The organism is Brevibacillus dissolubilis, assembly GCF_006170445.1.
Taxonomy (GTDB): domain Bacteria; phylum Bacillota; class Bacilli; order Brevibacillales; family Brevibacillaceae; genus Brevibacillus_B; species Brevibacillus_B dissolubilis.
Window position 1 is genome coordinate 245,231 of the sequence record NZ_VCNA01000001.1, and the last position, 21,758, is coordinate 266,988.

At 45.6% G+C, this 21,758-nt stretch carries 13 protein-coding genes; 9 read left to right on the forward strand and 4 right to left on the reverse strand.

Annotation, left to right across the window (positions count from 1 at the left end; all coding sequences use genetic code 11):
• Positions 1–73 precede the first annotated feature (73 nt).
• The 8 genes from FGI41_RS00495 (at position 74) to FGI41_RS00530 (ending at position 15,442) form a co-directional block, all read left to right on the forward strand.
• Positions 74–1,933, forward strand: a complete 1,860-nt coding sequence (locus FGI41_RS00495; protein WP_139487950.1) for a hypothetical protein — start codon at positions 74–76, stop codon at positions 1,931–1,933.
• 21 nt (positions 1,934–1,954) lie between these two features.
• Entirely contained in the window at positions 1,955–2,497 is a 543-nt protein-coding gene (locus tag FGI41_RS00500) for a hypothetical protein (protein ID WP_139487951.1), read from the forward strand.
• Between the two features lie 150 nt (positions 2,498–2,647).
• Positions 2,648–2,776 (forward strand): hypothetical protein, encoded by a 129-nt coding sequence (locus FGI41_RS25300; RefSeq protein ID WP_255298243.1) that lies wholly within the window; start codon positions 2,648–2,650, stop codon positions 2,774–2,776.
• Positions 2,777–3,036: 260 nt separating this feature from the next.
• On the forward strand, positions 3,037–4,635 hold the full coding sequence (locus FGI41_RS00510) for a M6 family metalloprotease domain-containing protein (protein WP_139487953.1): 1,599 nt from the start codon (positions 3,037–3,039) through the stop codon (positions 4,633–4,635).
• A gap of 284 nt (positions 4,636–4,919) precedes the next feature.
• Positions 4,920–6,140: a fibronectin type III domain-containing protein gene (locus FGI41_RS00515; protein ID WP_139487954.1), complete on the forward strand. Its 1,221-nt coding sequence runs from the start codon at positions 4,920–4,922 to the stop codon at positions 6,138–6,140.
• A gap of 21 nt (positions 6,141–6,161) precedes the next feature.
• Complete coding sequence (locus FGI41_RS00520; protein ID WP_139487955.1) at positions 6,162–9,275, forward strand: Ig-like domain-containing domain; 3,114 nt, start codon at positions 6,162–6,164, stop codon at positions 9,273–9,275.
• Positions 9,276–9,320: 45 nt separating this feature from the next.
• Positions 9,321–14,888, forward strand: a complete 5,568-nt coding sequence (locus FGI41_RS00525; protein ID WP_139487956.1) for an RHS repeat domain-containing protein — start codon at positions 9,321–9,323, stop codon at positions 14,886–14,888.
• Positions 14,889–14,896: 8 nt separating this feature from the next.
• Positions 14,897–15,442, forward strand: coding sequence for a hypothetical protein (locus FGI41_RS00530; RefSeq protein ID WP_139487957.1), 546 nt, complete (start codon positions 14,897–14,899; stop codon positions 15,440–15,442).
• A gap of 432 nt (positions 15,443–15,874) precedes the next feature.
• On the opposite strand, the gene FGI41_RS00535 is transcribed toward FGI41_RS00530, so the two are convergent.
• The 4 genes from FGI41_RS00535 to FGI41_RS00550 form a co-directional block, all read right to left on the reverse strand.
• A complete protein-coding gene (locus tag FGI41_RS00535) occupies positions 15,875–16,441 on the reverse strand; it encodes a tyrosine-type recombinase/integrase (RefSeq protein ID WP_255298244.1) in 567 nt (188 codons plus the stop codon).
• Positions 16,442–17,271: 830 nt separating this feature from the next.
• A complete protein-coding gene (locus FGI41_RS00540; protein ID WP_438358002.1) occupies positions 17,272–18,798 on the reverse strand; it encodes an MDR family MFS transporter in 1,527 nt (508 codons plus the stop codon).
• Between the two features lie 575 nt (positions 18,799–19,373).
• Positions 19,374–19,811: a hypothetical protein gene (locus FGI41_RS00545; RefSeq protein WP_139487960.1), complete on the reverse strand. Its 438-nt coding sequence runs from the start codon at positions 19,809–19,811 to the stop codon at positions 19,374–19,376.
• Between the two features lie 31 nt (positions 19,812–19,842).
• Positions 19,843–20,187: an ASCH domain-containing protein gene (locus tag FGI41_RS00550; RefSeq protein ID WP_139487961.1), complete on the reverse strand. Its 345-nt coding sequence runs from the start codon at positions 20,185–20,187 to the stop codon at positions 19,843–19,845.
• Positions 20,188–20,348: 161 nt separating this feature from the next.
• Between FGI41_RS00550 and FGI41_RS00555 the strand changes: the two genes are divergently transcribed.
• Positions 20,349–21,560, forward strand: coding sequence for a cytochrome P450 (locus FGI41_RS00555; protein ID WP_139487962.1), 1,212 nt, complete (start codon positions 20,349–20,351; stop codon positions 21,558–21,560).
• Positions 21,561–21,758 lie beyond the last annotated feature (198 nt).

Genomic DNA, 21,758 nt, shown 5'->3' on the forward strand with positions numbered 1-21,758 from the left:
AGTTACCACATAGCATCACCACTAAAAAAACGCCCTGACTGGCAGACAGCAGGGCACAGGAGGCCAATCGATTATGGGATACGACGCAAATGAATGTAACAAACGCCTAAAGCCAAAGTTCCAAGTCTGCGGCAATGACGCAAATAACCACCACTGCATCGACTTCAACAACACGCCAGGACACGAAGCCCTCTGCCCAGACCCAAGCAGCGAGCATATCTATGATCCAGTCCCATCCATCGAGTGCTACAGCAAGGTGACAGGCGAAATCTACTTTACCAGCATCGACACCATCGCAGCAGACTGTCAAGCAAAGATGCAGCAAGAACCGCAAAAACAGTGGTCATTCCGCCAGTGCTATTGCTGCTGCTCGTGCTTTGCCTACGGTACCCCAATTGCTACTCCAGTAGGGATGAAAGCGATTGAAGAGTTTATCGTCAACGACGAAGTGCTCGTCGCCTCCGAAGTGCAGACCGCTGATGGCAGCATGCAACTGAACTGGGCACCTAAATCTGTCTTGTTCTCAAGCGGTACAGGCCCAGATTCTAGCCAAGCCAGCATGATCTATCTGGCCTATGGGGATGACCAAGGTCTTGTCGTTACACCTGACCATATTTTCATGTTGCCAAACGGCAAGCTCAAGCGCGCCGACAAACTGGTACCAACCGAAGACCAGCTCTTGTCACCAGAAGGAGAGGCGGTACCGATCCACGCCGTCCGACTTGGCTCGTACAAAGGCGGAATCCACCACATCGCGACCGACCTGAACTTTGACTACAAAGTAGAGGGACATCTGCTCAACGCCAACGGGGTCGTCTGCGCCGACTATCTGCTGCAGATCCACTTCAACCAAATGCCAGAAGACATCAAAGATTACGGACATGATGAGCTGCCCGAAGTAGGAACCGAGGAATACATCGCACGCAACATTCACCTCGGTGCTGACCAATTCGCGGCGATGGCTGCTGACAATCCAGCACTCGAAGTCGTCGTAAAAGGCTTCAAACCATATGGCTCCGATCACCGTGCGATTCCAGACCACGCCAAAGCGTTCATCAATGAAGATCAAGAATCCGACATCATCAGCAACCCAGATGCTAAGAAGGTGTCTTTGACCAATACGATCGGCATCTCCTATGTCAACTATCTGACCAAGCTCTACAATGCGTTCTATCCAGAAGTCTGGTTCCACCTCGCATGGGACGATATTCACATCAACTCCTATGCATTCCGCGAATTCGATCGCAACATCGTGTACATCTCAGGTGGTCTTGTTCGTATGCAGTGCCTCAGTTTCGATGGTCTCGCCCTGATTTTGGCGCAACAAGTGGCTCATTTCTATGGCGGCCAGCCAGAAGACAACCACCATTATTCCCAACGCGGCCAAGCCGACTATTACGGTGTGCTTAAAGTAACCCGTGACGCGTTCTTTGGCGATGCATGGTTCAACACCGTCATGGCAGGGATCTCTGAATTGACCACCTTCTTTGGCTACATCAGCGAAGAACGTGCTCAAGGCGAACCAGGCAACGGTAACAACCCATCCATCGCATGCCGTCTGCAAACGATGAATGTAGCATTCTCCGGAGGTTCCTTGCCACCATGCGCAGGTGGAGTCGTACCACACAAGCTTGAAGTAAAAGGTGCTACCGCTGACACTGGCACAACACCTGCGACCATCACCGTAAGCTTTAACCTGCCCGTAGAAGTAAGCTCCGCGATCGATTCGAAGCACTATATCCTGCAACCTGCTACCGTGGTAGACTCTGCCAAAATCAGCGAGACCGATCCATCCCAAGTGATCCTGACCGCTCAACTGGCCACCGATACCGAATACACCCTCACCGTCACCCGTGTATTTACCAAAGACGGTTCCAACCTAAACGTAGACAAGTCAACTGCTACCTTTAGCACCACCACACCAAAGAGCTAAACCAAAGGAGTCTGATGATTGATGGACCTGCAAACCATTGCGGAAATGGAAGGAACAGTAGCCGAAAAATGTATGGAACTCGCTGAAATCCTAGAGCTTACGGAACCCGTTTCCGAAGAAGTTCTGTACGCGGCCATCTATGATTCCAACTATGCACGCAACCTGCTCAACTGCCGCAAGCAACCCGTCTTTTTACAGCATCTACTAGCCAACCCACCAGCAGTACCTGCCGAGAAGAAGGTAGAGAAGCTAGATGCATCCTCACAAGTCGCATTGGTACAAAAGATGGGGGAAGCGCTCTGGAACTGGGGAAAAGTAGGCTTTACCCGCGTCGATGACGAAACCAATCAAAAACGCCTCGCAGCCTGCATGAGCTGTCCCAACCTCTCAGACCCACCAGAAGCACTCATCTACAAAATGGCCGCTGTAGCCGCATCCAACAAACAAATTTGCACCGAATGCGGCTGCCTGATCTCACGCAAAACGCGCTTGCCATCCGAATCCTGCCCATCTCCACATCCAACCGAACCCGATGTAACCAGATGGGGCGATCCGATCCACTAATCGTCACAAATCGTCAAAACAGACCTGGCACAGATCGTAGCTCTAGGTCTGTTTTTTTCTATGAAAATCAATACGGTCAACAATACTCGATATCAGCAATGTGCAGACTTGACGCCCAAGCTTTTTGAGCTGATTCTGAGGCGCATAGAATTGAATCAGTTTAACCCTGATGATACCTTGTTGTTCGGTCTGAAGGGGCAGTCGCTTCATAACAAGCAGCTGAACCGCATCACGAATAAAATATGCGAGGGTCTCGGTTGGGGCGGGGAAGAGGGGTGACGCCGCATGTATTTCGGGCGAGCATCGCAACTATTTTGGACGAACGCGGCAATATTGAGCTTGACGCTATCAAATATCTGCTTGGTCACAGCCATACAGAGAACATACGGTATTATCTGCGTAGGGATCGGCGGATCGGCGCAAAATCAATCAATTGCGTCAGGAGTTGCCGTAGATCGAAGAGGATTTAGAAAAAAGTTTACATAATAAAATTATGGTTGATAAAAGTAACTCAGCCGACAGAGGAAAAGAGGCAGTGGGTGAAAGAATTCAAGCCCCATGAGAAAAAGAAAAAAGAGATGGCAGACATCGACCAAGTCAAAGTGGATGCAGATGTGGCGCGAGTCCAAGGGGATACCTTGTCAGCGGATGCACTGAGCGGCACCAAAAAAGTACTGGTTTTGCTGGTTGATTTCAATGATGTGTCCATCCAGAATACAGAAGCGGTATGGAGTGACCGTTTTTTCGGCACCTCGACAGGTACAGTCCGCAACTATTTTAACGAAGTCAGCAATGGACGTCTGACACTGGCACCAGCCAATGAAACAGCAGGTCTAGCTAATGATGGTGTAATCAAAGTCAAACTCAACTACAACCATCCAAATACCGGCAGTAACACCTCGACAGCAAATAAAACAATCGTCACCAACGCTATCACCGCTGCTGACCCTTACGTCAATTTTTCCAGCTTCGACACAGACGGTGACGGCGACGTAGAAAAAGATGAGCTCTACATTGTTACCGTAACAGCAGGGTATGAAGCCTCCTACAGTTCGAGTTATTCTCCAAGTGTGTGGGCTCACCACTGGTATTCGTCGTCATCCACCCGCGACGGAAAAACACTCAGAGGGGAATACGTACAACAAGGCGAACTTCACGGCTCCCACATGGCTACGATGGGGGTTCTGTGTCATGAACTGGCACACAGCATGACACTTCCAGATCTCTACGATACCGATCAAAGCAGCGCTGGCGTAGGTATTCATAGCTTAATGGCTGCTGGCTCGTGGGGGAGGGTATCCGGACAAACTCCAGCACATTTGGATGCTTGGTCGAAACAACTTCTCGGCTTTGTCAACCCAACCGTCATCACCAGCGAAGGCAACTATACATACACGCTCAACGCCTTCCCAGGTGTCTACAACACGATCAGAATCAATGCAGGCACCGCTTCAAGCGAATACTTCCTGTTGGAAAACCGTCAATTTGATGGGTATGACGCTGGGCTTACCCGCTCAGTCACAGGCAGTGGAGGGATTGCGATCTGGCATATTGACGAGTCGATGACAAACAACGCCGATGACACACACCGAAAAGTAGACTTGGAAGAATCTAACCAAGCGGCTCTTGGCTACAGTCAATTGGATAGCGATATATCCTCCGGCTATGATCATTACTACTATTCCGGAAATGTAAGTCAATGGTCACCGACAACTACACCGAACAGCAATCTATATTCAGGCGCTAAAACGTATGTGAAAGTAACAGCTAACAGTGTCAGTGGCAATGCGATGACTGTCAATGTTCTATATGACCGGACAGCACCGACGGCTCCTTCTAACCTGACTGCAAAAAGCCCTACCTCGTCTTCAATGGTACTCAACTGGACAGCTTCAACAGATACGGTTGGAGTGAAGGAATACCGCATCTACCGTAACGGTTCACTTAGAGCTACTGTCTCCGGCACCAGCACGACGTTCACTGATACTAATCTGGTGATGTACCAGCTCTATTCGTATCAAGTTGCTGCGTATGATGCCATGGGTAATAAGTCTTCTTATAGCAACACTGCGTCGTCTTATACTTATGGCAGTGTTGACGACGATAGAATCGCTCCTGCCAACACGCTGCAAGAGTGATCGGTACGCAAGGCATGACAGAATAAGTTTTTATAAATACGAAAGAGCTCTCCGCATAACATGGAGGGCTCTTTTTGGTAAAAAGGCGGGGGGGTGATCCAAGCTATCACGAGAATGGCAACCCATTCTAACTCACGAATATGCACTCATCTGCCTAAACTCCTGTCGATTTTACACAAAATTAACACCTTGTAATTGCTTGATTATGTAAATAAATGTATAATATCCTTTGAATTTGTAAATAAATTCAAATTTTTTAATCAGAAAGGAGAAAGAGTACAGCAATGTCTAAAAAGCACCTATTTTTATTGCTTATTTGTTGTTTGGTTTTCCAAGCTCAAGGATTTTCTTCTGTATTTGCTTCGAGTAAGGAAACAAAAGCCGTTTACGGAAGCTCCTCTGAGACTCCCCTTCATTCTCTACTAGCTCAACCGGAATCGAAAGAAGCTTCCAAAAAGCCACCTGTCCCCCCAAAAAAAATGAAACCGCCGGTAAAAAAGAATTTACCCAAAACGAGACCAACTCCGCTAAAGCCACCAAAAGGAAATGGACCCACAGCCATTCCGATCGGTTCACATGCACCCGATTCTCCAAGTCTATGGGTAAGTTCCATGGACGGTTCCAGCGTTACGTTGAGCTGGAGTACGGGCGCAGAACAGTACCAATTGGAAAAATGGTCAGATATCACTCAGCAGTGGGAAACGATTTACACTGGAGCAGACACAAAATATATCGATAGCGATATCCAGTCTGCTGAGAGTTATTTTTACCATGTTGCGGGACAGAATGGGGAGGAGTCTTCAGCATGGAATTTTAACGGTGGATATGTCGCCTACACACCATACCCAGATTACACCGGGGCACAAAGCTATTTCACCGTTCATGCGACCAGCACGAAAACAACTTTTACCGGATATGGTGGAGAGTATTATGTACTTTACGAGTGGATCAACAACGATTGGGTGGAATTATACTACGGACCAGATCAGTCTTTCGAAGACCTTGAAGTGATGCCCAATCATGAAAGTATGTATTACGTACTGGTATGGAACGGAAATGAATGGATGGGGACTAATGGCTACGGGTATGTTTCCGTTAATACACCTCCGGCCATGCCACAAAATTTGAAGGCCCAACCCTCTGCAACGGCCATTAAGTTGAGATGGGATGCGGTAAGTGGCGCTCCCCTCGAAGATCAGATTATTAATTATCACATCCTTGTGAATAACGAAGAGATAGGCTCTACTACGGAAACTTCTTTTGTCGTACCAAATGTAAAGCCGGGAACAGAATACACGGTCTCCATATTCGCGGACAATAGCTTGTGGGCCAAAAGTGACCGGAATGAATTGCATGTAAAGACAATGCCAACTACAGGAAAACTATTGGAATACAAGTACAATTCCAAAAACCAATTAGATGAAATACAAGCAGATGGTATTGTCATCGTAAAGTTCCACTATGATGAGAACGGAAATTTACTAAGGAGAGAGATCCTTCAGTAGAAGGCGGGAGGGTAGAACTATATGAGTCTGCAAAAATATAAAGTATTACCCCTGTTAATACCCTTAATCGGTACCTATGTCATTCCAGCAAGTACGTCTGGGGCAATCTCATCCAATTCCAATGCTAATATGGCCACCATCAAACTAACTGGGGAGCGCGGAGAAAAATCGTGGTATATCTCAGACATAGCGTTTTCTTCAACGCAACTGCCTGCAAACTCCACACTTTCAATCAAAATAGACGATGGCGGGGAAATACCAGTCTCTGACTCGTATTCATATAGCGAAGAGGGGAGACATGAAGCTGCTTTTATCGTTAAAGATAAAAAAGATAAAGTGATCGGACAAGCTTCTAAGGGCTTTAAACTTGATAAAACAAAACCAGAAGCCCAGGTGCAGGTAGCGGGTGTTCAGGGAGAAAATGGCTGGCATGTCTCTGATGTGGAAGTATCTGTTGGTTCCACGGATGTTACGTCCAAATTAGCTAAAGTAGACTATGCCATCGATTCTGAAATACTTCGCGCATATCAGGAGCCTGAACGATTTACGGCAGAAGGTGAGCATTACGTCATCGTTGAGTCGAAGGATAATGCCGGGAATGTTACGGAAATTCGCCAGCCATTTTCTATCGACAAAACCAAGCCAATCATCTCAGACGTCTATTTACAAGATGAGTATTATTGGGACCAAGAGTTTCCCATCCTTTTTCAGACGAAAGACTCTATATCTGGTGTTGGTTCTGTTACCGCCACCATTAACGATCGACCCGTTACGAATGGGAAATCCTACCGTTTTACCGAACCTGGTTGGCATACATATCGGATCGAGGTAAAAGATAAAGCTGGTTTGAAAGCGGTCTATGAGACTAAATTTGAGGTGTACATTCCAGCTAACATTTCCTTTCAGCCGGAAAACTTGCAACTAGACTATGGAACCGGGATGTCCACCAACTTCATAGAACTGCCTGAACCTTTTGAACCAGAAAAGATTAAATTCGCCACTGTGCAAACGAATGACAAGACCGTACATGTCCAAGATCCGAAGTATGGATTTGTATTGAATCCCATTGGAGATGAAAATGTAAATGGCATTCGTGAAATGATGGTCAAATATGAACGGGAATCACTTATTAATGTGATTGTCCCAGGTAACGCACAAACGGAAGACAAATGGAAACCTTCTACTGTCACCATGTTTGGTGATTGGGATCAATATCATTTCAAGGGGTATGACCATATCCATACCGTGAACTCTGGCTATACTCCGCCGCCACCGGATGTTACCCCTCCGACAGTTACTTTAAATCCGAGCGATGGAACAACCAATGTTTCCGTAGATGTTACCCCAACTCTCACTTTCTCCGAACCGATCAGGTTAGAAAGCTCTGAAGAGTTAACGGATTCAAAGGTGCAAGAGATCATTCGATTTACAGATGAGCAAGGTCAACCTGTGGAGTTTACAGCAAATTGGGTGAAAAACAGGTATTTTATTCAACTGAATCCCCAAAAACAACTGATGGGTAACCAACGATTTACAATCCACTTGGATAAAAACAGCTTTATCGATTCAAGTTCCAACGGCATCGCACCGATCCATTCGAGTTTCCGTACTGATAAGCATGAAATCGTCTTTCAACCGCCATTACCGATTCCTGTCATTGAAGTGGAACCAGACGAACCAATCGATTCGGGAGAGATTTCGTTTCCGACAACACCATCGACTGGGAATCCACCAGGGGGAAACAACCCCGGCAACCCACCAAGTAAACCACCAGGCGGCACCAATCCGCCACCACCACCAAGTCGACCTGGGGGAAAATTGTTAGCTGTCACCCAAGCAGCATTCATCACCATTACAGGAGCGACCAGCTCAGCTACTATTCATACTGCTATGGACGAGGTACTAACGAGTTTAACCGAGGCCGTTACCACAGAAACTGATGATGTGCTGACACGATTAGGGTGGATTGATAACACAATCAAAACGGTTATGAAGGCGATGGCCGATAAGATGGATCAAGGGATCGTAGCAGAAGCAGATGTGGCGAATCGTGCTCAATCTGTTTTATCACTGGCAAATCAACAAGCGTTCAACCATCTATCCCATGACAATCTTAATCAAGTGGATCGGGCCACAACCGTTGTTTCTCATCTTTTGGATCAAGTGGTCAGTAAATTGGATCAGTCTGCTATGACGGAAGATTTTTCAGCAGAGTTGAGTAACGCGATCCAACACATCGTTGAAACAGAAGGAACCATGAAAATCAAAAATTTCGGGACAATCGAAGACTTATCCGGAGTTACGAAGAGCATATCTGCCAAAATTAATTTGTTTACCAGAAAATTAGGTGAAAAAGCCGACCTGATCGAAATGGACAAAAATATTTTGGTAGAAACAGAGTCGACCGGTCTTACACGAATGAATCTGGATGCTGACGCTGTGAATCAACTCTCAAAGAAAGGGTTTTCCTTGTCTATTACCGATGAACAAGGCGTGGGAATATCCGTTCCAAACCGAGCCATCAAAAGTCTGGAGAATCAGAACGTATCATTCTTGATGGAAATGATTCCGTTATCTTCTGTGACTGCTTCACCTGAGAATGAAAAAGCCCTCAAAGTAAAATTGCTGTTAGATGGGAAATCCCAAGAGAAACCCCTCAAATCACCGTTCATTGTTACCCTTCCTGTCAGTGCGAAAAATAGTTCCCAGCCTATGTTAGCAACCTATTTCGATGAAAACACAAACGCATGGGAGTATGTACGTTCCTCTGACAAACAACCGGTGCTGTTGCTGCCACATAACGGGGTGGTCGCGATCCCAACAAATCGTTTCGGTCTCTTTAAAGTGAACACTCCTACCATCACCAAGATCGAATTGCCAGACAAATCATTACAGCTAAAAGCAAGCTCCACACATCAACTGACCGTCAATGCGATCCTTGGAGATGGTAACAAAGTGGATATTACGGACTCTCAATGGGGAACCACTTACAAAATCAGCAAGCAAAAACTGGCAACCATCGACAATCATGGTTTGTTGCATATTTCTGATAAGGCTAAACCAAAGGACAATTTTATTGTATGGGTAAAACATGCTGACCAATTAGTGAGACTTCCAATTGCAGTAATCAAGTAAAATCATGTTCCACATAGACTGGAAAAGATAAAGGAGAAGGAAAGTATGAAAAGATGGAAGGCGTTAAAACTGGCGCTGTCATTCTCGCTGCTCCTCCCCGGATTCACGTCAGGAATCGCATATGGGGCGGATGAAGCCGAACATGATGGGCGAGCACCCATAAAAATTCCAACTGTATCGAACCCAAAGGATCAAGTACACAGTACAGCCGAGTGGGTCATCAAAGAGGAGATAGAGAAACAAACTGCCGAGATTAATGACAAAGGGAAAAAAGATGGGAAAGACAACTGGAAGGACGACGAAAAAGGCAATCCGAATGAAATCCCAATCTATACGGATGAAGAGATTTTAGCATTGAAGTGGGGTACGCTTACACCAGAAACCGTCGTCAAGCTATATCACGAATTTGATCGGGAAACATTGCTGATTGCCGCTCATTTTTATCCGAATCTGCGAGACTTTTTGTCGAGAAAAGAAAAGACAGCATTGGCCAAGAAAAATGACAAGCCGATCTTGCAGGAACTAAAAAAACTGTCAAAAGAGCAAAAAGCGCTGCTGGACAAGTATACCCCGGCAGTTGAGCAAATCAACAAGCAGTGGGAGGACGGAACATTTGCGGCGGATGCGATTGCATCACCTGAGTTAACTGGTGATATCAAATTCTCGGAAAAACAAATGAAACACGTCTATCAACGACCAAATACACAAAATCCGGTCGATGACTTCTACCGTTCGGCCAACGTCGTTGAAACGGACTTAGCCTTGCAAGGGAAGCATGGGATGGACCTCGTCATTCAACGCCAGTACAATTCGCTGGACAGTAAAACGCGGATTCCTACCGTTGAATATGATGCCGATACCGATGATTGGGATAATCAGAAAGACAGCGAACTCTTCTTTAACGAGTTTCTGCCTTTTGCCCGAGGATGGACATTCAACATTCCAACTTTTACCTATACGGATACGTTCGCTTTCGAGGTTGCCGAATTCTTTGATGGTGATAAAGTACGATATTATCTCGAAGAAGACGAAATAGATCGTTATACCATTACTCTTGATGATGGAACAACACTCATTTATGAGAACGGCACGTTCCTCAACCACCCTTATGAAGGTATCGATTTTGACGTGAATGTATCTGGCAAAAGTTTTGAGCTACGGTTGAACGGAATGGAGTACGACTTTTACAAATCAAGTGATTCCGATTCCCTGACGGTACATAAAACCAATGCCTATGGCGACACGATCAAGTACAGAATGTACAAAGATGACACAGAAGATAACGTCGTCGAAATCGAGGATACCTATGGCCGATTTGTTGTGATGGAGAGAGACAGTGGTGGAGGCATTACCAATCTCAAGCTGTATAAAAATGAGACGGATAAAAATAACGAAGAAAATGAGATCAAGGAACTGGATTACAACATAGAGTACTCCAACTCCAGTGACCCGGATAACAGCAGCTATTCCAAGTTGTTGTCCGTTGAAGAGGGAGATGGAACGACCGATTCTCTGGTGGCTGAATATACTTATGACACGAGAAATGCGGAGTTTAATCTCATTAGTAATTATGTGTTCGATGAAGATGACGACAATTTTGATTTTGAATCCGACGATTATTTGGATGAGGACTATGAAAACCGAAGCAAAACACTGAACTATTTATTGTTGACCGACGTCAACTATCCTGTCTCGGGATTAAAGATGAAATACTATTATTCTACCTATGACTCTGACCCGACCAATCCGAGCAGTCGGGGGGTCGTGCGTCTCTATCAGGATGACAATATTTTGTCCTATATCAGTTATCATCCTGTCAGCTACGTGGATTTCATCTATACCCCCTATGGAGAAGAAGAAGGTCCTCAGTTTTTTAAGGAATATTCTATGTATGACTTAGAGTCTGAGTATACGTGGGAGATATGGAAAAAACCACGTACCTGGTCCTTTCATCGTTTGAAGAATGCCGATGACCGCCACGGTGATATCATTTCAACGATTGAGTATCCTTCCCACGGTTATTCCGTAGAATCGACTTATCAGACGGACGAGTTTGGTAATCATCTGCTGCGCCGCAAGCAAACAGAAATTTTTAGTGCAAAACCTACACTTACTGCAACGGATGGTTCGACTACGTATAGCTTTCAACCGATTGAAGCTGTTTCGTATGCATATGAACCAAGCTTTAATGAAGAGGGTCACGAAGTCCACGGCAGTTTGAAACCGATTTATGAATTCCATTTCATTCCCAATCAGGTTGATGCGGCTGTAAATAAGTTTTTGATGAACCCGAAACTGAATGAAGACGGCACATTGAAAACGGACACCACTACAAAATCAAAACTTTCCCAATACGCCAACATTACGACCTATGACTACAACAACTATGGCGATATTAACACCATCACAGATCCGTATGGTGTGAAAACAGATTATGACTATCGTTACTATGATCTGTGGGAAGCAGACAATGTCTTCCGACCAGTGAACCGTATTACCACCACATCGGCTGATGGGTCTTTAGAAACAGAGACAGAGATCTTCTTTGACGACAACATGTTGGCTGATAAGGAAACAACAACCTATACGTTCCCGACAAATTCAGGCACTCAGGTTGATACGATTACGCGCGAGTATGACTACAATTCCGATCTGGAAGTATCTCAAATACGGGAGACAAGTATATCCGGTAAGCCAGGGCTTTCCTCACCAACATCCGTGGTGGAGTTCAGCTCTTATGACAATTATGGTCATGCCACCACGAAAGTCATAAAGAATGTTAAACTTGGTGGAACGACACAAGATTTGATTACAAAATTTGATTATGTAAACGGGCTTGACTTATTAGACAATCAGACCTTTCCAGACGGAAGTTTTGTCGACTACGACTATGACGAACTTAACCGGGTTACGAGTGAGGAATTTGTAAACGGAACCAACAGAAAAGAAAAAGTCTATACGTACGCCGACTCGCAGCGTAAAGTAACGGTGGAGACCCTTGTCAATAAACTACCCGACCCAGACGGCCTTAAGCTCGTTACCTACTTTACTCCGCAGGGAGATGTACTGTACAGTGAAGAAGTAACGAACAGCGGAACCCGTCCACTCGTCAAAAACAACTATTCTACCAGGTTCGATGGGCGTTTGCTTCTCTCTACACATCCCTATGGTTTGGAAAGCCGCGAAACCTTCTATTTTTATTATTCTAACGGGGCTGTCAAATCAACGCGAAACGGTTTAGGTGAAATCGTAAATTATAATTATGCCAATACGGCATCTACATCCACTTCCTATCTACCACAAAAAGCTGAACTCGTTACCGGAACCAACGGTATAAAAGATTTGAAACTCTACAATCGATACGGCCACCTCCAGATCGCTGAAAGCGAAACAGGGGATCAAACTCAGAAGCTGCGGACTACTTTCCTCTATGACAACATGGGACAACTAACTTCCAAGCGTGTTGCCAACCGTGATGGTCAGTATCGCAACTGGTACTACAAATCTAATCTACGAGAAAAAACCGTTTATCTAAAAGATCCTGAACAAAATGAATACACCTATGATTACGATCCTCTGGGCAATCTGGTCAACATTTATGAAGACGGAACGCTGACCAGTCAATCCAGCTACAATGCGTTGTCATTGAAATTGACTGAGCAGGCAGGAGCGAGTCAACCAGTAGAGCGATTTAGCTATACAGTAACCGGAGATTTGTCCAGCTACACCGATAAAAAAGGGAATGTGCATAGCTACGCATATACGCCTTTTTATGAAGAACAATCGATGACCGTCAGTGATGCCAGCGGAACAAAGTTGTATACCACTACGAACGAATATGATCCACTAACGCGTCAGTTGAAAAAACATACGAACACAGATGGAAACACCGTCGAGTACACCTATGATCCGTACAAACGTATGAAGAGTCTAACCACATTCGGCCGTACGTACCAGATGCAGTTTAATGACGTGGACGACCTAATGGACTCCTTAGTCTATCCAAACGGTCCGACTGTCAGCTACACGTATGACAACTTGGAGCGCCTTTCGACGGTTACAAGCAGTTTAATGGGGACAGTATCATATAGTTATTCGAAAGATACCACAGGCGAAACCCATACAGTCTCATACCCCAACATGTACAGCGAGGAAATTCGTCTTAATTCATTTGGAGAGACGACCAATCTTCAACACAAGCAAAACGGCACAGCCAACTGGACAGAGAGTCAAACGTTCGATGGGTTCGGTAACATCAGCACAATCAACCGCAACGGCAGCACACACAGTTTTACTTATGACAATGTCGATCGTCTCAAAACAGAGTCTTTGCCGACTGGAGAGAGAACGTACACCTATGACGGGCGCGGAAACCGTGAAACGCTAATCGACCCGAATCCAGCACTGTTGAGCAACGCCGACTACACCTATGACGCGCTTAACCGTTTGAAAACAAGCAATGTAAATGGTGTGTCCAGCTCATACAATTATTATCCGGATGGTCTGCGTGCTGTAAAAACCGCCAATGGACAAACGTCCAAATACGTTTATCTAAATGGCCGAGTCATCGAAGAACTGGATCAAAACAATACCGTAAAAGCCCGCAATATCTGGGGCAGTGAGTTGATCTACCGCGAGACATACTCCAACGGCAGCAAAGACAAAGGCGGCTTCTATCTTCACAACAGCCACGGCGATGTGACCAAAATCGTCGATGCCACTGGTCAGACTCTCAACACCTACGATTATGATGTGTGGGGGACGATCACGGCACAGACGGAGAATATGTCCAATCCGTTTACCTTTACCGGTGAGATGTACGATAAAGAAACCGGGTTTTACTACCTACGGGCACGGTATTATGATCCGAGTGTGGGACGGTTTATTACGGAGGATACGTATAAGGGGCAAGTGGATAATCCGCTTTCTTTAAACCGATACACATATGTGCATAATAACCCGTTGAGGTTTATAGACCCTACAGGGCATTGGAGCACAGACATTACGTTGAACTGGATGATTAACGAGCAAAAAATGGGTTATGCAAATGCTAAAACTGATAGCCAGAGAGCCACATATGCTAAACAAGCAGAAGACTATCGAAAGGCTCTAAGAGCACAAGGATATTCTGAAGCCGCTATTATGCAAAGTTCAGATAATATGATTCCAAATGCAGTTGTAAATGAAATTGCTTGGAGTCAAACTGCAAACTGGATAGAAAATGACCCTTATGGTGTTGGTGTATTAGTATTTGCCTATGAAAATGCTCCAACTAAACGTGCATCTAAAGTAGCAAATGGAACAAAAAAATTACTATTTGATGTTGACTTACAATACTTCTCTGGCAAAGCTAGTAATTATGTACCTAATACCTCCAGATGGCATCCTGCGAATAAAGATATGTGGGAGTGGATGAGTGAACACAAATATACTCCTAAGATGGGGAAGGGTACTGATATTGGAAAGATTTACGTTTATAATGGTAAAACAGCTATAGGAGAAATTCATATTGGGCAGTTAGATAATAGAAATAGGGTTTTACAAGCACATTATCAACCTTATAAAAACGATGGAACTACTGATGAGAACTACCATTTATGGTTTAATGATTAGGGGGTACCATGGAAGGTAAGAGAAATACAGTTTATTATTTAGAGGGTTTCGAGAAAAGTGATTTATTAGAACAGGCTCGTCTACTGGGGTGTTTTCTGGACAGAGAGGATATCCTCTTATTTAGTTATTATCATGTTGAAGAAAATGCTCAAACTCTTGAGATTTTAAAAAAATTATCCTCTTTTTTAGAAGAGAGTGATGATGTTTATGAAGATGATAAAGAAACTACAGAATTTATAAGTTCAAGAACAGTAGTAGAAAATACGGAATGGTTATTACCTAGAGAACCTTTTCGAAAGGTAACCAAAGTTATCTGGTTTCGACCAAAAGATATAAGCGAGGTTGTACAATCTATTAAAATTAACCAAAACTTTATTTGTGTAGTATTGAACCAGAAAGACGACTTTTCTAAACACTCTTTTGTCCTATCACCTGTAGATAGTGATAATGGAGTTGAGTTAGAGATAATAGAAAAGGTAAGTGGCAAATTCAAAGAACTAGTTCTTCCTAAACTTCAGAAGGTAATAGAACATTTAAGTTACAAACAAGAGTAGTTTGACTTTCTATGCTATCCCCATTCGAGCCTAAAACTCGTCTGGGGTTTCTTTTTGACCTTACCTTTTACTAGAGCCAGTTTTATCATTGAGGATACGTATAAAGGGCAAGTGGATAATCCGTTGAGTTTGAATCGGTATACGTATACGCATAATAATCCGTTGAGGTACCATGACCAAGATGGTCATAGAGTAAGGGGTATTGATTTTTCGTGGGCGTTTTACACTTACCAATACGGTATTCATGATGGAACATATATAGATGAGTGGCAAGATGGCGATATTACTGACGCAGAATTTTTGAAAGGGGTACGTGAATCGGCTACAATTTCCTAGACAGAAATTTTAAGGTCAAGTAGACTACAACTAACTTACTCAAGGAATATGCTGCTAAAAAGCTTGATAGATCAATGTCTATAATGAACGGTACAGTCACAAAAGTATCAGTGTCAGTGCGAAGAGGGAACGGTAAATCAAACCGTCTCCCTTTTTTGTTGCGCTGGTTCTCCCTGAGTAATGATAAATCAACGGGATCACCATGGGGTGGAGAGGGATGAGATGTTCTTTTTTCCCTTTTCCCATGACACGTACAGTTTGCCCTTCGATATCGATTTGATCCCAATTCAGATCAATACACTCCTGCCGGCGCATTCCGGTGGTGGCCAAGAGCTTGAAAATCAGGTGATTACGGACGGCGTATTTGGATTGATCACTTTCCAGATAACGGAACAACTTCTGTAACTCCAACAACTTCATATACACCGGCACTTTTTTGTCCGCTTTGGGCGCCTGGATACCGGCCATGAAGTCAGTGTCGATCCATTTTTCTTTTAAACAAAACTGGCTGAGCGATTTCAGACACGAGATCCGGCGCTGCAAGGTTTTTGGTTTAATGGACTGATTGATCACCTGATCCTGAATAAAGCGTCTGGATGTAGTCACTTCAGCCGGATTTTTTCGGGCTTGTACCTTTTCATTATTCAAATCATGCAGAACCATACGCAACGTCCTCCAAATTTCTTCGTTTATGGGACGCAACCGCATATTACGGGACGTAACCGGAAGTTATCCGGACGTACCCGAGACTTATCAGGACGGCCTCGATGATTATCAGGACGTTGCGATGTGAAACTTCCTGATAATGAATCTTATCGGAACATGAACCCGCGAGTTATTGGTATTCCTGGTGTTTTCATAAGTTAACATAATATATATTATCGGACTCAAAGTAATTATTTGATCCAAGAACCCTTTCCAATGAACAACTACATAAATTGGGGAAAAACCAATAAAAATAACCTGAAAATGCAAAAAAGAAAGCCGTTTTTACCTGCTTTCCCTTTGTTAACCGTATCATCAGTCATAATAGCAATAAAATCTTTGAAATCTCATGGATGTTCTGCATAAAACCTAATTAGTACCGCAAAAAACGATTATCCTAAATGCTATCAAGCATACTCGAAAAATCATGGGCAATTATCCGATCAGCTCAGTACTAATCATTTATCAGTTTTCCACGTAACCTCAGCCGTGTGAAAGTCTATAAATCAATTGTATCTTCTGATAACTTCTAATTACGTCCTTTTTTCGTCTATGAAAATTGTGCGAACACCATTAGTATGCTCTCAATCTTCTGCTTTATCCTACACCGTTATCTATGTAAAATTTTACTAAATCCATCTCTCGGCACCTCCTTCTTACCCACTCATACTCAACTAACATTCATTTGCAACCGCGATTCGTTTAACAAAAAAAACAGCCCACGACATCTCATCCTTCGAGACATCATGGGCTTCCTTAATATGCAGATACAACATGCAGATACATCGTCATTCCGTTTCGGTCTTCACTTTCGGCGTCATCCCAGACAGCTGAATCCGCCCGATAAAGAACGTCAGCAGCGCACCAAGTGCAACGAAAATCAATCCATACAGGAACACATGCTGCAGCGAATCGACCAGCGTCGTTTTCAATATCGGTACGATCATCTCTTGGATCGGCAACGGAATCTGGGCCAGAGTGTCAGGGCTAAGCAGCATAGAGTAAAGACCTTGCGGTGATTCTTGGATCATCGCTTCGAACTTCTCCACCATGCCGTGTGCTTCGAGCGGCAGTTGTTCCAAGGTCGGAACCAGCTGCTCGGTGAGTGATGCTGAGGAACGGTGGTTCATGACCGCTCCGAGGATGGTCATCCCGAACGTCCCTCCGATTTGACGGAAAAACTGGCTGGAGGACGTCACCACGCCGAGCTGTGATTTCGGGAAGCTTTCCTGCAAGGCCAGGGTGATAACCGGATTGACGAGACCCATACCAAGACCAAGCACCGCCATGTAGGTCATTGCGACGAACATCTCTGTGTCCATATTCATGGTGTGCAGGAGCCAGAAGGCGATTCCGACCAGAATCATACCGATGGTGATCTGTGTGCGTACCCCGATGCGGCGAACCAGCATACCGCCGAGGATACTTGCGGCAAGCATCGAGAGCATCATCGGCATCATCATGGTTCCGGATTGGGAAGGACTCATCCCGATGATCCCCTGCATGAACAGCGGTACGAACATGATCGCACCGAACATCCCGACAGACATCAGGAAACCGATACCGTTGAGGACGGAGAAGGTTTTGTTTTGGAACAGGTGCATCGGAAGAATCGGCTCTTCCGCCTTTCTTTCGATCTGGATAAAGCTTACAAGAAAGACCAGTGCAACGAGGAAAAGCGTAATGATCTGCCAAGAGCCCCATGCGTATTCACTGCCGGCAAAGGTAAGTCCGAGCAGCAGGCTGACGACACCGGCGATCATGGTGAACATGCCCCAGATATCGAACTTGATCGGGCCTTCTGTACGTACATTTTTCAGACCGATACTGATGAGAATCGTCGCGAGGATACCGACTGGCAGGTTGATATAGAATACCCAACGCCAGTTGAGGGTATCGACGATCCATCCTCCAATTTGCGGGCCGATGATCGACGCCATCCCGAAGATCCCGCCGAACACCCCTTGCCACTTGGCGCGCTGTGCACCGGTGAAGATGTCACCGATGATAATCATCGCCATCGGCATCATGACCCCTCCGCCGATCCCTTGAATTGCACGGAAAATGATCAGCTGGGTCATCGAGTTGGCCATCCCGCTCAGTACGGAACCGATCATGAAGATGACCAGACCCGTCACATACACCGATTTGCGCCCGATCATGTCGGCAAGCTTACCGGCAATCGGCACAACCGATGTAGAAGACAGCATGTAAGCCGTGGTCAGCCAGGTCATGACGCCCAAGCCGCCCAGCTCCCCGACGATCCGTGGCATGGCTGTACCGACAATCGTCCCTTCCAGTGCGGAGAAGAGCATCGCCACCAAAAGACCAATGATCAGGATGCTATGGCCCTCTTTTTTCTCGTCGTTGGTCTCTGTGAGGCCTTCCTGAGCTGCTTCTTCTGTTGACAGTGGAACGCTCCATTTGCTCTTTTCTTTTTCTTTAATCATGTGTTGTCTCACCTCATGTCTTCCTATTGTTTTATTGCTTGGCCTAAGCGATTCGGGCCATTTTTTCGTAGTTGTGCCTCAGGGTGTCAATCTCTTCTGCTTCTAGGTGTTGCAGATACTTGGTAATGATTTGCTTATGGTTCGTGATGGACACCATATATTTAATATTAAATAATTTTATTGTTAAAATACTTACCTGATCAACTATATGCTACCCCTAAAAAATTATCAAGCCTAAATCCCGCCTCCCTTGGGTATCAAAATATGGAACATGTCCTTATTGCTGCATAGGCCGTATATACAAAAAAACCTCGTCTCCGCAGTTGGAAACGAGGTTTTTTAACGTTTGAAACAGACCAAGTTTGAAACAGACAAAGCTACAGATAAAACAGGTACAAAGAAAGCTACAGAGCTACAAAGTAAACCAACTCAGCCACTCCCTACCACAATGTCGGCCTGACGACCATAAACCACAGCATGATCAAAAGCAGCACGATGTAGATCCATACCGAACGGTTCAGCTTCTGTACCAATTCCGCCCGGTCGTGACCGTCTTGATCAAACTTCCGGATCGTCGGGGAAAAAGCACGAGCCAAAAACAGCAAGGAGCTGATCAGAACGATGATCGTCATCACGATCCAAGACGTTCCCCACGTCCACGGGCCGAAGACGACGAGCAGGATACCTGATACCGTCAGCACATGACCCGCATGCTTGGCCAACTGATTGGAAAACCGGAACGCATCCAGATAGGCCTGCTCAACGAGACCTTCGGCGGTACGGAGCTTTCGGATGATCGGTAACAGGATAAAAAACGGGCCAATCGATAAGATTGCACTCAGAATATGTACGTATAAAAGGATTCTGTATAACGTCATTTCAACTTTTCAACCATCTGACTCCTATTGGTTAGACCTCACGGAATTCGTGTACCCACACGCGCATCTGCGGCAACCAAGGCATACCTGGGTGCATAGACAGAATGGATTGCTTGTACTCCTCCAGGTTCTCAAAGCCTTCCTGACGGGCATGCTCATCGGTCAATTCACCGAGTGATTGGGAATAGACGCGCTCTACCACGAAATCGCGGCCTTCGAGCGTCATGATCTCACCGATGTCAGCATAGCGGCCATTGCGGCGGGTCGCTGTCTTTTTGCCTGCCAATACTTTTTGTACGTCTTCTGGGACGGTGACCATGCGATCGATTTCACAGGTTTTTGGTGGCAGTGCGTTGTTGTCGTGTTCGGTTGTCATGGATAAATCCTCCTCTATGTTAGCTTTACTTATCAACTTTACCACAAAAAACATCCCTCGGTAAAATCGTGTTTGCAAAAGAACTGTTTTCAGTACGCCGTTATGGGTATATCCGGCCCTCACCTGACACAAATTACAAAGGCAAATCATTCCTAGAGAGGATGATCGATGTGAACGCAACCCAAACACCCAAACGATACGCCAATATCATCCCGATGAAAGAGCTGCTTCGGGCACAAGACCAGCTCAACCCGTTTCCTGTATTAGAAAAGCTTCGCAAGGAAACGCCTGTTCGCTACGACTCCGACCGGGAATGCTGGGATGTCTTTTTGTATGAAGATGTCCACAAAATTCTACAGGACCCTGCCTCCTTCTCATCGAGCCGTGGCTTGGATCAGAAGCAAAGCAGCATGCTGATGATGGACCCGCCGCAGCATACGCAGATGAGAAACCTAGTCAGTAAAGCATTTACCCCAAAAGCGGTACAGGATCTGGCTCCCAAAATCGATGCGCTCACCCACGGCATGGTAGACGCCATGCTGACCCGTGGGGAGATCGATATCGTGGAGGAACTGGCTACTCCCCTGCCCGTTATCGTGATCGCCGAGATGCTGGGCGTGCCCGCTGCGGATAGGAAAGTATTTAAGGAATGGTCTGATATCCTCGTCAGCGGGCCGAAGGAGAATACCGACGAAGCTTTTATGGAAGTGGTCCGGGCCAAAGAGAAAGCCAGTTCGGAATTACATCACTATTTCCGCCAAATTATCGCTGATCGCCGCAGACAGCCTCAAGACGATCTGGTCACCTCCCTGCTGCAGTCCGAAATCGACGGCGAGAAGCTGACCGAGGATAAATTGCTTGGCTTCTGCCTGCTGCTGCTCGTAGCCGGTAATGAGACGACCACCAACCTGATCACCAATGCCGTGCGCGTCTTCACGGAGTACAGCGACGTACAGGATGAACTGCGGCGTGATCCGTCCAAAATACCGTCTGCGGTCGAGGAAGTCCTGCGCTACTACCCGCCTGTCGTAGCGATCGGCCGGACAGCGACCAAAGATCTGGAGATTCGCGGTCAGCAGATTCAGCGGGGACAGCAGGTTGTCTCGTGGATTGCTTCAGCTAACCGTGACGAACATAAGTTCGATGACCCGAATCGCTTCATCATCGGGCGCAAACCGAATGCCCATCTGAGCTTTGGCTTTGGCATTCACTTCTGTCTCGGTGCTCCGCTCGCACGGCTGGAGGCTCAGATTGCCTTAGGGGTATTGCTGGAGAAAACCAAGCAGCTGACCGGGAATCAATTGGCAACGCTCACGCCGATTCAGAGCCCGTTTGTGTATGGGGTAAAAGCGTTTCCTGTGCAGATTTCGTAGCAACATGCAGAGTGTGCAGGAAGGTTGTACGAGATCCAGACGACCATACGAACCACACGAACAGAAAAGCGACGTAAAAAGATACGTAAACACAAAGAAGCACTCGATCCAACCGCTGCTCATGCGGCTCTGGAGGAGTGCTTCTGTACATAGGGGTAAAACGGTTTTTCAAGATTTTTTACTGGGTTGCCTACTGAA

Excerpts from the sequence above, each read along its gene's own strand:
- FGI41_RS00495 (WP_139487950.1), top strand. The coding sequence starts at position 74 with ATGGGATACGACGCAAATGAATGTAACAAACGCCTAAAGCCAAAGTTC.
- FGI41_RS00500 (WP_139487951.1), top strand. The coding sequence starts at position 1,955 with ATGGACCTGCAAACCATTGCGGAAATGGAAGGAACAGTAGCCGAAAAA.
- FGI41_RS00515 (WP_139487954.1), top strand. The coding sequence starts at position 4,920 with ATGTCTAAAAAGCACCTATTTTTATTGCTTATTTGTTGTTTGGTTTTC.
- FGI41_RS00520 (WP_139487955.1), top strand. The coding sequence starts at position 6,162 with ATGAGTCTGCAAAAATATAAAGTATTACCCCTGTTAATACCCTTAATC.
- FGI41_RS00525 (WP_139487956.1), top strand. The coding sequence starts at position 9,321 with ATGAAAAGATGGAAGGCGTTAAAACTGGCGCTGTCATTCTCGCTGCTC.
- FGI41_RS00530 (WP_139487957.1), top strand. The coding sequence starts at position 14,897 with ATGGAAGGTAAGAGAAATACAGTTTATTATTTAGAGGGTTTCGAGAAA.
- FGI41_RS00535 (WP_255298244.1), bottom strand. The coding sequence starts at position 16,441 with ATGGTTCTGCATGATTTGAATAATGAAAAGGTACAAGCCCGAAAAAAT.
- FGI41_RS00540 (WP_438358002.1), bottom strand. The coding sequence starts at position 18,798 with ATGCTCTTCTCCGCACTGGAAGGGACGATTGTCGGTACAGCCATGCCA.
- FGI41_RS00545 (WP_139487960.1), bottom strand. The coding sequence starts at position 19,811 with ATGACGTTATACAGAATCCTTTTATACGTACATATTCTGAGTGCAATC.
- FGI41_RS00550 (WP_139487961.1), bottom strand. The coding sequence starts at position 20,187 with ATGACAACCGAACACGACAACAACGCACTGCCACCAAAAACCTGTGAA.
- FGI41_RS00555 (WP_139487962.1), top strand. The coding sequence starts at position 20,349 with ATGATCGATGTGAACGCAACCCAAACACCCAAACGATACGCCAATATC.